Origin of the sequence: Streptomyces hainanensis, from assembly GCF_004348415.1 — a bacterium.
GTDB classification, from domain to species: Bacteria; Actinomycetota; Actinomycetes; order Streptomycetales; family Streptomycetaceae; genus Streptomyces; species Streptomyces hainanensis.
Genome location: NZ_SMKI01000246.1, coordinates 1 through 11,690 on the forward strand (window position 1 = coordinate 1; position 11,690 = coordinate 11,690).

Consider the following 11,690-nt stretch of genomic DNA (forward strand, 5'->3'; position numbering starts at 1 on the left):
GGCCGCCGAGGGTGGTCAGGCCCTTCATGCCCGGTATGCAGTCCAGCGCGGCGAACGCGACGTCCCACAGCGACGCTTCCCCGTTGGCGTAGTCGTAGAGGGTGTCGGCGAGGACGACGAGCGCGGCAGCCAGCACCACCCAGGCCAGTGGGCCGCCGATGATCATCACCACGATGCCGAGCACCGCGACGACGACCTTGCATATCTCGACGATGGTGTCCCAGTTCTCGGACACCCAGTGGATCGCGTCCTCCCACCACCGGCGGTTCTGAATACCGGCGTCCGATGCCTCGTCGATGCTGGAGGCGCAGGCGTCGGCCGCGTCCTCCCGCATCTCCTTGGCCTGCCGCGCGAGTTCACGCGCCGCCGACAGCGCCTCCTCGGCCGAGTCCACCTGCCCCTGCGCGTCGGACCGCGCCTGGCCGGCGGCGGTCGCGTCCCGCGTCGCCGCCCGGACCTCGGCCTCGGACGGCGGCTCGACGTTCTCCCGCTCGCCCTCGCGCTCCAGCCGGTCCGCCTCGTCCCCGGCGCGCGACACCCAGTCCTGCGCGTCGGTCAACGCGCCCTGCGCGGAGGTCAGATCGGCCTGCGCCGCGATCGCCCGGTCCAACGCCCGGTCCGCCATGCCCTGGGCGGTCTCCAGCTTCGGCCAGTACGTCTGTAACGCCCGTGCCGCCAGGTCGTAGGAGGTCCGGAGCTTCTCCAGATTCCCCGGCACCCCGTCGAACTCCGACCTGAACGCCTCCGCCGACAACCCGGCCCAGTCCATGACGGCCCGGTCCTCGGACATCCCCCTCACCTGGCCCAGCGCCTCACCGACATCGTCGGCGAACGTCTGGAGCTGGTCCGCCAGTTCGCGTACCTCGTCCGGATTCCCCGGCGTCGGGTCCGAGTCCATGTCGACCGGACTCCAGTCAGACGACCGCCCCATCCTCAACACCCCCGTGTGCCGCGATGATCGGACCTTGTGATCCGTCTCACGCTACGGATGGGCTGTCCGTGCTTCTATGGCTGGTTTGTCACAAGTCTGCTCCGCCGGGGCCTCCGACCTCGCGGCGTGCGGTGATCGCGCGGAGGGCGTCGCGCACCGAGGCGTCGCCGTTCAAGCGGGCGGCGACGTGGCCGTCGGGGCGGACGAGCAGGGCTCCGTGCGGGCCGACGTCGCAGAGACGGGCGTGCTCGGTCGGGAGTTTCTCGACGCGCAGCGGCCAGGGCGCGGCGGCCTGTCGTTCCCAGCGCGCGGGATCCGGGGTGAGCAGGGTGAACCACTCGCCGACGGCGTCGAGCGTGGAACGGCCGGGGGCCAGCCGGAGGTGTGGCATGCGGTGGCCCGGCGCCGCGGTGGGGACGTAGTCCGGGCCGCTGTCGGGCGGGATCTCGTCGCCGGCGAGGACCGCCCCGGAGCGGTAGGCGACGCCGAGTACCAGCCCGAGTTGCGCGAAGTACCGGTCGGACCAGGGCAGTTCGACGCGGGTGGGCGCCGCTTCCGCGGCCCGCAGCTGGGCGCGGCGCCGGTTCTGCACGTCGAGCATGAGCTGGGTGTTGGCCACCGCCTGGCGGAGTGTGCGGTCGGCGACGGGCCGGCGCTCGGGTTCGTAGCTGTCCAACAGCCCGGGCCCGGCCCAGCCCTGGAGCACGCCCGCCAGTTTCCAGCAGAGGTTGTGCACGTCGGCGATGCCGGCGTTCATCCCCAGGCCGCCGATGATCGGGATCGCGTGAGCGGCGTCGCCGGCCAGCAGGATCCGGCCGTGGCGGAAGCGTTCGGCGACGAACGCGTTCATCACCCAGTGCTGGACCCGCGACACCTCGGCGTCGACGCCGAGCGCGCGCGAGACGAGCTCGGCCCAGTCCGCGTGCTCGGCGTCCTCGGGGGTGGGCCTGAACCAGGCCCAGCCGCCCTCCGGGTAGAGCGGCGCGAACAGCCCGTGCGCGGTGAAGTAGACCCCGGCCGGCTGGTCGGCGCACCAGCGGTCGAGATCGGCGTCGAACACGACGGTGGTGAAGTCCGCCATCGCCCCCGGCCCCGCGGTCCCGATCCCCAGCGACTCCCGGACGGTGGAGCCCGCGCCGTCGGCGGCGAGCAGGTAGCGGGCCAGGACCCGGGACTCCTCGCCGCGCCGGTGGTCGACGAGCCGGGCCACCACACCGTCGGCGTCCTCCGCCAGGCCGACGAGTTCGACCCCGAACCGCACCGGGGTGTCCGCCGCGTCGAGCAGGACGGGTTCCAGCCGATCCTGCGAGGTGACCGCGCCGACCACCGGGCTCTCCGGCACCGGGGCGTTGATCCCGACCATCGCCGCCGTGGCGAAGTCGTCGTCGCGCAGGCTGTCGCGGAAGCGGATCCGGCCGTACTCGGGCGCGAAGGCGCGGGCCGTGACGGCGGCGTCCGTCCCGAGCTGCCGAAAGATCTCCATCGACCGCACGTTGACCAGTCGCGCCCGGGGAAAGGGCGACAGCTCGCCATGCCGCTCGACCAGCAGGGTCCGCACACCCCAGCGTTCCAGCAGCGCCCGTGCGGTGAGCCCGACGGGCCCGGCACCGACGATCAACACCGAGACGTCCACCCGATCCATCTTCCGCACCCGGGGGGCAGTGGCAACCGCCCACGCTGCCTAGGATCGAGTCATGCCCCTGACGATGGACGACGTGGACCGGTTCGAGACCGCCCGACCGCGGCTGGCGGCCATCGCCTACCGCCTGCTCGGCTCCGCGAGCGAGGCCGAGGACGCCGTGCAGGAGACGTTCCTGCGCTGGCAGGCCGCCGACGTCCGCCGGATCGAGGTGCCCGAGGCCTGGTTGACGAAGGTCCTCACCAACCTGTGCCTCAACCAGCTCACCTCGGCCCGCTCGCGGCGCGAGACCTATGTGGGCCAGTGGCTCCCCGAGCCGCTGCTCGCCGGGGACCCGATGCTCGGCCCCGCCGACACGGCCGAGCAGCGGGAGGCGGTCTCGTACGCGGTTCTGACCCTCCTGGAGCGGCTTTCCCCCAACGAGCGGGCGGTGTACGTGCTGCGGGAGGCCTTCGACTACCCGCACCGGGAGATCGCCGAGATCCTCTCCATCACGGAGGCCGCCAGCCAGCAGATCCTCCACCGCGCCAAGCGGCACGTCGCGGACGGCAGGGCCCGCGTCGAGATCGACGAGGCCGCCGCCCGGCGGATCGTCCAGGAGTTCCTCGTCGCCGCCACCAGCGGCCGGACCGAGCCGCTCGTGCGGCTGCTCACCGAGGACGCCATCGCGATCGGCGACGGCGGCGGGAAGGTTCCGGCCCGCGCCAAGGCGTACGAGGGTGCCGTGGCGGTCGCGAAGTTCCTGTGGGGCCTGTTCAAGCCGGGCGAGGCCAAGCGCGCCATCGTCGGCGGCTCGGCCGAGGTCTACGTCGCCACCGCCAACGGCGGCCCCGCGGCCGTGGCCGTCTTCGGCGGTCGGGTCATCGGCGTCATGTGCCTGGAGGTCACCTCCGACGGCCTCGCCGCCGTCCGCAGCCAGGTCAACCCCGACAAGCTCGAACGCGCGACCGAGGTGTGGGCCGCCACCGACCACGGGGAGCCCCTGCTCCACGCCTTCTGAGCCCGATGTGAGCTGCTTCACACCCTGTTCCTGTCAGGAAACGGCGGGCCGCCCGGTTCAGGTGGCGAACCCCCGCGAGACAGGAGCAGGGAAATGCAGCATCGCATCATCGTTCTCGGAGCCGGCTACACCGGAGCCATCGCCGCCGGGCGGCTCGCCAAGCGGCTGCGCCGCGAGGACGTCGCCATCACCCTCGTCAACGCCGAGCCCGACTTCGTGGAGCGGGTTCGGATGCATCAGCTGGCGGCCGGCCAGGACCTCCGACCCCGACCCTTCGCCCAGATGTTCGCGGGCACCGGAGTCGCCCTGAGGCTCGCCAAGGTCAGCGGCGTCGACGTCGACCGTCGGACCGTCGCCGTCGTCGACGCGGACGGCGTCGAGGAGTTGGCGTACGACACCCTGGTGTACGCCCTCGGCAGCGGCTGGAACGACCAGGGCGTCCCCGGCACCGCCGAGCACGCCCACGAGATCGCCAGTCGCCCGGGAGCACTGCGGCTGCGCGCCCGTCTCACCGAGCTGGACGCCGGACAGCGCGTGGTCGTCGTCGGCGGTGGCCTCACCGGCCTGGAGGCCGCGGCCGAGATCGCCGAGGCCCGCCCGGACCTCGACGTCGCCCTCGTCGCCCGCGGCGGCTTCGGCGACTGGCTCTCGTCCAAGGGGCGCGGACACCTGAGGAAGGTCTTCGACCGGCTCCGTATCGGCGTGCACGAGCACACCGGGATCATTGAAGTCGCGGCCGACCGCGTCGTGACCGCCGAGAGCGAGGCCATCCCGGCCGCGGTCACCGTCTGGACCACCGGCTTCGCGGTCCACCCGATCGCGCAGGCCACCGCGCTCGACGTGTCCGACACCGGCCAGATCGTGGTCGACGGCACCATGGCCTCGGTGTCGCACCCGGACGTGTACGCCATCGGCGACGCGGCCATGGCGATGGGCCCGGGCGACAAGCCGCTGCGCATGTCGTGCGCCTCGGGCACCCCCGCCGCGTGGCAGGCCGCCGACGTCATCGCGGCGCGGCTGACCGGCCGGAAACTCCCCGACACGAAGCCCCGCTACTTCAACCAGTGCATCTCGCTCGGCCGCAGGCAGGGCCTGATCCAGTACGTCACCGCCGACGACCGCGCCGTGCGGGCGGTCCTGACGGGACGGCTCGCGGCGTTCTACAAGGAGCTGATCTGCAAGGGCGCCGTCTGGGGCGTCGCCAACCCGATGCTGGGGATCCCGACTCGGCGCCGCCGCGTCGTGGCGTCGGAGCCTATGCCTGCGGGTACGTCCCGAACCGAGGCTTCCCCGTCGGTTCGTACATCTGGGCCGTGACCCCGCGCATCCCCACCGGCTCGCGCGACCGTCCACCACCGGCGGCCCGCGCCCGCCGAGGGCGTCGGTGGACGGTCGGGAGACGTGCGCCGGCGGCGGCCGGTCGGGCCGCGGCCTCGGTTCGATCGGCGGCGGTGTGCCGCGTCGCTGGGGCGGATTCGCTAGCCCATCGCGTCCGCCACCTCGGTGCGCAGTTGGGGCAGCATCTCGTGGAAGATGCCGGGGCACTGGGTCGAGTTGAAGTCCATGTGCCCGTAGAGCTGCGTCGGCACGATGCCGTACTGCTGGCAGACGTAGGCGCAGAGCGTCACCAGAACCTCCCACTGGGCCGTGGGCGGGGTCGCCCCGTCGTGGTAGGCGCCCTCGTTGGCGATGCCGATGGCGTCGTAGTTCTGGCCCGAGGTGTGGGCGCCGAGGACGAGGCCGCTGCCGGCGGTGAGGGTGCTCAGGCTCCGGTGGCGGCCCTCGGTGATCCAGCCGCCGCGGCTGACCAGGAAGTGGTAGCCGGTGTCGATCCAGCCGTTGTCGTCCATGTGCAGGCCCTGGACCCAGTGGGCGTGCGAGTGGGCCTGCGCGCGGGAGAAGTCGTTGGTGTTCGAGCTCACCGTGTGGTGGACGATGATCTTGTTGGGCCGGTTGCCGAGCACGGTGATGGTGCCCCGGTTGGGGCGCGCGCCCCAGGCGGTGGTGCTGTCGATGTCGGGTTCGACGGCGGCGGTGGCCGCCGTGGGGGTGGCGGCGTTGGCCGTGCCGGCCATGGAGGCGGTGGCGGTGCCGGCGACGAGGCCGGCGGTGCCGGCCAGGAGGACGCTGCGGCGGGTGGGGCGGGAACCGGACACGATGGCTCCTTCGGGCGGAGGCGTGTGGGGGGAAACGACGGAGGGACCGGTGGTCGCCGGCCCCTCCGTGGTGTGCGTTACGCGGTGTTGTTCGCCAGGGCGAGCAGCCGATCCCGTGAACCGTTGAACTGGTCGCGGTCGACGTTGCCCGAGATGCCGCTCACCGAGCCGGTGCTGGTGTACTGCCAGACCGTCTGGACGCCGAACCCGCCGGGCAGGGTCGGGCTGTTGGCGGTGGTCCAGTGCGCCACCCACAGCGGGCTCTGGCTGGCCATGCCGCTCCAGCTGCCGGTGCAGGTGTTCCACCAGCTGGGGGAGGTGTAGATCACCACGTCACGGCTGGTCCGCGACTTGTAGGTGTTGTAGAAGTCCTGGATCCACGTCCGCATCTGCGAGGTGGACAGGCCGTAGCACTGGGCGCCGTAGGGGTTGGACTCGATGTCCAGGACGCCCGGCAGGGTCAGGTTGTCGCGGGACCAGGCCCCGCCGTTGGAGGCGAAGAAGTTCGCCTGGGTGGCGCCGTTCGACGCGTTCGGCAGCGCGAAGTGGTACGCGCCGCGGATGACCCCGGCGCCGTGGGCGGCAGGGTAGTTCGCGTTGAAGTTCGGGTCCCGGTAGGTGGTGCCCTCGGTGGCCTTCATCCAGGCGAACTGGATGCCGGCGCCACGGACCGAGGTCCAGTTGATGCTGCCCTGCCAGCGTGAGACGTCGATGCCCTGAACGCCGTCGGTCGGGGCGAGCGGGACGATGGTGTCCGTGTCCTCGGCGAGGGCGCCGCCCTCGTGGGCGAGCTCGCCGGCGCCCATGAACGCCTGGCCGCGGCGCAGTTCGCCCACCGAGAGCTCGGTGGGCTCGCCGGCCGGGGGCACGGTGTCGGCCGCGGCGGCGGTGCCCATGGGCGCGATCAGCAGGGCGAGGGTCGCGGCGAGCACGCCGCCGAGCGTCAGTCGGCCCAGGCGCGGTCTGCGGGACCGGGAACGGCGGGACGTCATACTTGCTACCTCCTGGCACGTTGTGGGATGTGTGGGGGTATGTGCCACAGTGCGGAGAGACGGCCCGCCGGGAGTGAACCGGGCTGATCGGCGGAGCCGTTGAGCATTCTGTGTGGGGGTTCGTGGGGGTGTGCGCTCCCTGTGTTGGCGTGAGCGCGTCATCAGTGACGCATACAAACCCCGGACAGGTAAAGGGGGTTCGGGATCTCTCTGTGGTCCATACCGGTGAAAGTGATTCTGACCTGGGGCAACGGGCGTAGAATCCGGGAACTTTCGTGCCTGGAAAACCTGACCGTCAGTTGCCGCCAGCCAGTTCGAAGGCGAGATCGGGCGAGAATGCTCCGGCCTCGGCGGCACAGCCGTCGGCCTCGCCCGGGGGCTTGATCCACAGATAGGCCGCTATCACCGGATCACCCGTCTCGGTGGTGGGAGTCTGGCCGAGGCGACGGCCGGCCGGGTCGCACCACTCGTCGCCGAGCGGACCGTTGCCGTTCCGACTGGTGTCGACGACCGCCCGAAGCCGCTCCTCGCCGAGCTCGGCCAGGACCTGCTTCGCATACGTCGTCTCGCTGCCGGTGGCACGGAAGTTGGCTATGTTGGTGGCGATGCCGTCGCCGTTCTCCAGCACGCCGGCGGCGGCCAGCCGGGAGGCCATGTCGGCGGGGGAGTGCCAGTTGGAGTGGCCGCCGTCGAAGTAGACCGCGGCTCGCGGGTTGGCCTCGTGGATCGCCTCGGCCGCGCGGTTCAGCGCCGCGAAGCGGGCGTCGCGCTGATCCGCGGAGAGGCAGTCGGCCAGGGCGATCGAGTCGGGTTCGAGGACGATCACGGCCGGGTCACCGCCCAGGCCGGCGGCGAAGTCCGCCATCGAGGCGTCGTAGCTGGCCATGTCCGGCACGCCCCCCGAGGAGGCGCCGCCGCAGTCGCGGCCCGGCAGCAGATAGCTGACCAGGACGGGCACCTCGCCGGCCGCCGCGGCGGCCGAGGTGACATCGCGGACCCTGGCGGTCACGTCCCGGTCGTGGGTGAACCAGATGCCCTGCGGCTGGCTCGCTATCCGGTCGACCAGCAGTTGCCGGCGGCCGTCGCCCTCGTTGTCGGCGATCCACTGCCGGATCTGGGCCGTCGGATCCGAGAAGAACTCGACGGAGGAAGGCCCCTGTTCGGTGTCGTCCCCGCCGGCATCCGCGTCGGTGTCCCGGTCGGCCCCGTCGTCCTCGGCGGCGCCGTCCTCGTCGGGGGCGGGCGACGCCGGCACCATGCCCTCCTCGGGGTCCGGCGGGCTCATCGACTCCTCGGGACCGGAAGGCAGCGAGGAGGAGCGGGCCAGCGGTGAGGGGCCGGACGCCCCGGGCTCGTCGGGACCGACGGCGCCGACGGTCGCCACGATCGCCCCGGTGCCGAGGGTCAGGACCCCCACGAGCGAGGCGCCGAGCAGTACCCGGGAGCGAGGGAGCGGCGGGCGGCGGAAGTCGGGAGCCTTGGGAAGACGCACGAGCCGGGATCCTCTCACTGGCCCGTGGACACTCGGGCCTGGTATCGACGATGGTTCCCCGCCCCCGCGTGCCGATCGCTGGCGTCGATCATTGCGCGGTGCTGACGCCCCGTCAATGGGAATCGCCGGCGACGGCGGCACTCGCCCCGGGTGGGCGTCCCCGTCGTGACGGGCGGAGGCCGAGGACGGATCGAGAGCGGAGCGGGCGATGACCCGGCTGCCTGCCGTTCGGGTGAACTGCTACCTGTACGAGATGGCCGACCGGAGCTGGCGCGACAAGCCGGTGGCCATGCCCCGGCGGACCATCGACCAGGTCGCCCACCGCAGCGGAGAGCACCTGCGCGCCCACGCCGCCCTCGCCGTCCACGCCCTCCGCGCCGCCACGTCCGCGACCGGGTCCTGACGGACGTGGCTCGGCTGAGCGGGACGGTGACCGTAGCTGAGCGTGACGAGGTCCCGTCACCTCCGTGACATGATCGCGCCGCCGCATGACCCGGTGTGAGCTGGGCAGACGTTCCGCGCCGGTCGGCCTCGAATCCCGTCGCTCCGAACGGCCTTGGACACGGAGTGTCGCCTCGGCGGCGGGGCACGGTAGGGAGGTCGAGGACAACGATGTCCACCAACAGCCGGTCGCTGAGCCGGCGCGCCCTCGGCAGGCTGGCCGCCGCGGCCACCGCGGCCGCCGGCGGGGTGACGCTCGCCGGGTGCGCCGGGCGGGCCGACACCGCGTCCCCGGACGCACCGCTGCGGATCGTGGCCAACAACCACGTCTGGGCGGAGGCGATCAGGGAGTACTTCGGTGAGTTCGAGGAGCACGTCGGCCGCCGGGTCGTCATGTCGATCCTCACGGCCGACCAGCTGGCCAACAGCTACAACGTCAAGCTCAACGCGTCCGCCACCGACATCGACGTGATGATGTTGCGGCCGCTCCAGGACCTGCTGCTCTTCGCCCACAACGACTGGGTCGCCGACCTCACCGACCTGGTCACCGGCGACCGCGACTACGACTGGTCGGACTTCCAGGAGGCGCCACGCCAGCGCTGCACCGTCGCCGACCGCGTGGTGAGCGTCCCGGTGGTGACCGAGCGGCCGGCGCTCTACTACCGCCGCGACTTGGTGGCCGACCTCGGCGGGCCGCCGGCCACCCTGGACGAGCTGATGGCGGTCTCCCTGGAGCTGGCCGACCGGCGGAACGGATTCTTCGGCTACGTCGGCCGGGGACAGCGCGCCGGGGCGGTCAGCCAGTGGTCGAGCTTCCTCTACTCGTTCGGCGGCGACTTCACCGTCGACGACCGCTCCGCGATCGCGACCGACGAGGCGATCGCCGCCTACCGGTACTACGGCGAGCTGCTGGAACGCACCGGCCCGCCGGGCGTCACCAACATGACCCTGGAACAGGCCATGCCGATCTTCGCCCAGGGCAAGGCGGCCTTCTACATCGACGCCGACGCCATCTACACCAACTTCCTCGACCCGACGATCTCCACCGTCCAGGACACCATCGGCTTCGCACCCTTCCCCGCCGGCCCGGCCGGCGCCCTCGGCTACAACATTCCCTCCTGGTCGCTGTCCATCAACGCGTTCTCGCTGCTGCGGGACGACGCCTGGGAGTTCGTCCGGTGGGCGACGAGCCCCGAGATGGTCGCCCGGATCCAGGGCGACGGCATACCCGGCGCCCGGGCCTCGGCCTGGGCGGACAGCGACACCCTCGGCGCGTTCCCGCCCGAGCTGGCCGAGACGATGCGGATCGGCGCCGAACGCGGCGTGGACCACGACCGGCCCGAGGTGCTCCAGGTCGGCCGCGCCCGCGACATCGTCGGCCGCCCGCTGGTGGCCGCGGTGCTCGGCCAGGACGTGCCGCCCGTCGCCCGCGACGCGGACGCCGAGTTCGCCGACTTCCTCGTCCGCGACAACCGCCACCGGGGGATCTGATGTCTGTCCTCCAGACCGGGCCCCGGCAACGGCGAACCGCCCTCGACGGCGGGCGCGCGGGGCGCCGGCCGCGCACGTTCGAGCAGGCCAACCGGCGGCTGAAGTGGGCGATGCTGGCGCCGGCGCTGCTCTTCGTCGGCTCGATGATCGTCTTTCCGCTGCTCTTCACTCTCGACCTGGCCTTCAGCGACGCGTTCGGGGCCGTCAACTCCGGCCGCGAGCATGTCGGGTTCCGCAACTTCACGGACGCGCTCGGCGACACCCGGCGCTTCTGGCCGGCCGTCCAGCGCACCGTGGTGTTCACCGTCGGCGCCGTGCTGCTGGAGACCGTGCTCGGTCTGGCGCTCGCCATGCTGATGCGGAAGGCGTTCCGCGGCATGCGGTGGGTGCGGGTGATCCTGCTGATCCCGCTGCTCACCACGCCGGTGGCGATCGGCATCCTGTGGCTGCTGATCCTGGACCCGACCAACGGCATCGCCAACCACCTGCTGGAGTCGGTCGGGCTGCCGCCGCAGGAGTTCCTCGGTTCGGTCAGCCAGTCGCTGCCCACCCTGATGCTGATCGACGTCTGGCAGTGGACCCCGATGATGACGCTGCTGCTCCTCGCCGGCCTCTCCACCCTGCCCGAGGAGCCCGAGGAGGCCGCCCACGTGGACGGGGCCAACGCGTGGCAGCGGTTCCGGCACGTCGTGCTGCCGATGCTCTCCACCACCCTGGCCACGGCGTTGGTGCTGCGCTCGGTCGACGCGCTGAAGACCTTCGACCTGCTCTACGCCACCAAGGGCCCGGGCGGCGGCTCCGACTTCGAGGCCGAGACCCTCAACGTCTACGCCTACGGCCTCACCTTCGACTACCTGGAGTACGGGCTCGCCTCGGCGGTCCTCGTGCTGTTCACGCTCTTCATCATCGGCGTCGTACTCGTGCTGCGCCGCCGCGCCGGAAGGGAGTCCGCATGACCACCGTCGACGCCACGGCCGCCAGGTCCAGGCTCCGCCGCCGGCGCGCGCTCGGCTGGCTGCGGGGGATCGCCATCGCCCTCGTCTGCCTGGTCTTCGCGCTGCCGGTGGTCTGGATGTTCGCCGCCGCGTTCAAGACCAACGTGCAGGTCACCGACCCGAGCGTGGGGCTGTTCTTCGAACCGACCCTGGCCAACTTCCGCGCGGTGCTCTCCGACAGCGAGATCCCGCACGCGATGCGCAACTCGCTGATCGTGGGCGGCGTCTCCACCGCGCTCTCGGCGCTGATCGCGGTGCCGGCGGCCTGGGCCGTCGGCCGGTTCCGGATGTACCGCACCGGGTCGCTGATCCTGGTGGCCCGCATCATCCCGGCGATCTCGCTGCTGGTGCCCTGGTACTACCTGTTCGCGCGCGCCGGCCTGGTCGGCAGCTACACCGTCCTGATCCTCAGCCACATGTTCGTCTCCGTGCCACTGATCCTCTGGATCATGATCGGCTTCTTCGAAGGCCTGCCCGTCGAACTCGAGGAAGCCGCCCGCACCGACGGCCTCTCCGCCTTCGGCGCCTTCTGGCGCATCGCCCTCCCCCTCGC

General features: G+C 72.0%; 11 protein-coding genes. 6 read left to right on the forward strand and 5 right to left on the reverse strand.

Annotated elements, in window-relative coordinates; all coding sequences use genetic code 11:
* Both E1283_RS21700 and E1283_RS21705 read right to left on the reverse strand, forming a co-directional pair.
* Window positions 1-898, reverse strand: an 898-nt coding sequence (locus E1283_RS21700; RefSeq protein WP_341829944.1) for a putative T7SS-secreted protein, incomplete at its 3' end; no start/stop codon positions are given.
* A 121-nt stretch (window positions 899-1,019) separates the two neighbouring features.
* Window positions 1,020-2,573 carry an FAD-dependent monooxygenase gene (locus E1283_RS21705; protein ID WP_132819789.1) on the reverse strand — a complete coding sequence of 518 codons (1,554 nt, stop codon included), beginning with the start codon at window positions 2,571-2,573 and terminating at the stop codon, window positions 1,020-1,022.
* A gap of 52 nt (window positions 2,574-2,625) precedes the next feature.
* Between E1283_RS21705 and sigJ the strand changes: the two genes are divergently transcribed.
* Window positions 2,626-3,570 carry an RNA polymerase sigma factor SigJ gene (gene sigJ / locus E1283_RS21710; RefSeq protein WP_132819790.1) on the forward strand — a complete coding sequence of 315 codons (945 nt, stop codon included), beginning with the start codon at window positions 2,626-2,628 and terminating at the stop codon, window positions 3,568-3,570.
* A gap of 93 nt (window positions 3,571-3,663) precedes the next feature.
* Entirely contained in the window at window positions 3,664-4,887 is a 1,224-nt protein-coding gene (locus E1283_RS21715; RefSeq protein WP_132819791.1) for an NAD(P)/FAD-dependent oxidoreductase, read from the forward strand.
* Between the two features lie 161 nt (window positions 4,888-5,048).
* Here the strand turns inward: E1283_RS21715 and E1283_RS21720 are convergent, their stop codons facing one another.
* The 3 genes from E1283_RS21720 to E1283_RS21730 form a co-directional block, all read right to left on the reverse strand.
* On the reverse strand, window positions 5,049-5,726 hold the full coding sequence (locus E1283_RS21720) for a peptidoglycan recognition protein family protein (protein WP_132819792.1): 678 nt from the start codon (window positions 5,724-5,726) through the stop codon (window positions 5,049-5,051).
* Between the two features lie 77 nt (window positions 5,727-5,803).
* On the reverse strand, window positions 5,804-6,718 hold the full coding sequence (locus E1283_RS21725) for a GH25 family lysozyme (protein WP_132819793.1): 915 nt from the start codon (window positions 6,716-6,718) through the stop codon (window positions 5,804-5,806).
* A 295-nt stretch (window positions 6,719-7,013) separates the two neighbouring features.
* Window positions 7,014-8,210, reverse strand: coding sequence for a glycoside hydrolase family 6 protein (locus tag E1283_RS21730; protein WP_243745003.1), 1,197 nt, complete (start codon window positions 8,208-8,210; stop codon window positions 7,014-7,016).
* Window positions 8,211-8,418: 208 nt separating this feature from the next.
* Between E1283_RS21730 and E1283_RS21735 the strand changes: the two genes are divergently transcribed.
* The 4 genes from E1283_RS21735 to E1283_RS21750 all read left to right on the forward strand — a co-directional run.
* Window positions 8,419-8,613: a hypothetical protein gene (locus E1283_RS21735; RefSeq protein ID WP_132819794.1), complete on the forward strand. Its 195-nt coding sequence runs from the start codon at window positions 8,419-8,421 to the stop codon at window positions 8,611-8,613.
* A gap of 209 nt (window positions 8,614-8,822) precedes the next feature.
* Complete coding sequence (locus E1283_RS21740; RefSeq protein ID WP_132819795.1) at window positions 8,823-10,142, forward strand: ABC transporter substrate-binding protein; 1,320 nt, start codon at window positions 8,823-8,825, stop codon at window positions 10,140-10,142.
* On the forward strand, window positions 10,142-11,098 hold the full coding sequence (locus E1283_RS21745) for a carbohydrate ABC transporter permease (RefSeq protein WP_132819796.1): 957 nt from the start codon (window positions 10,142-10,144) through the stop codon (window positions 11,096-11,098). The genes E1283_RS21740 and E1283_RS21745 overlap by 1 nt, the downstream gene beginning before the upstream one ends.
* Window positions 11,095-11,690, forward strand: a 596-nt coding sequence (locus tag E1283_RS21750; protein WP_132819797.1) for a carbohydrate ABC transporter permease, incomplete at its 3' end; no start/stop codon positions are given. The genes E1283_RS21745 and E1283_RS21750, both read left to right, overlap by 4 nt.

Coding starts and splice junctions, on each gene's coding strand:
- E1283_RS21705 (WP_132819789.1), bottom strand. CDS start 2,573: ATGGATCGGGTGGACGTCTCGGTGTTGATCGTCGGTGCCGGGCCCGTC.
- sigJ (WP_132819790.1), top strand. CDS start 2,626: ATGCCCCTGACGATGGACGACGTGGACCGGTTCGAGACCGCCCGACCG.
- E1283_RS21740 (WP_132819795.1), top strand. CDS start 8,823: ATGTCCACCAACAGCCGGTCGCTGAGCCGGCGCGCCCTCGGCAGGCTG.
- E1283_RS21735 (WP_132819794.1), top strand. CDS start 8,419: ATGACCCGGCTGCCTGCCGTTCGGGTGAACTGCTACCTGTACGAGATG.
- E1283_RS21715 (WP_132819791.1), top strand. CDS start 3,664: ATGCAGCATCGCATCATCGTTCTCGGAGCCGGCTACACCGGAGCCATC.
- E1283_RS21725 (WP_132819793.1), bottom strand. CDS start 6,718: ATGACGTCCCGCCGTTCCCGGTCCCGCAGACCGCGCCTGGGCCGACTG.
- E1283_RS21745 (WP_132819796.1), top strand. CDS start 10,142: ATGTCTGTCCTCCAGACCGGGCCCCGGCAACGGCGAACCGCCCTCGAC.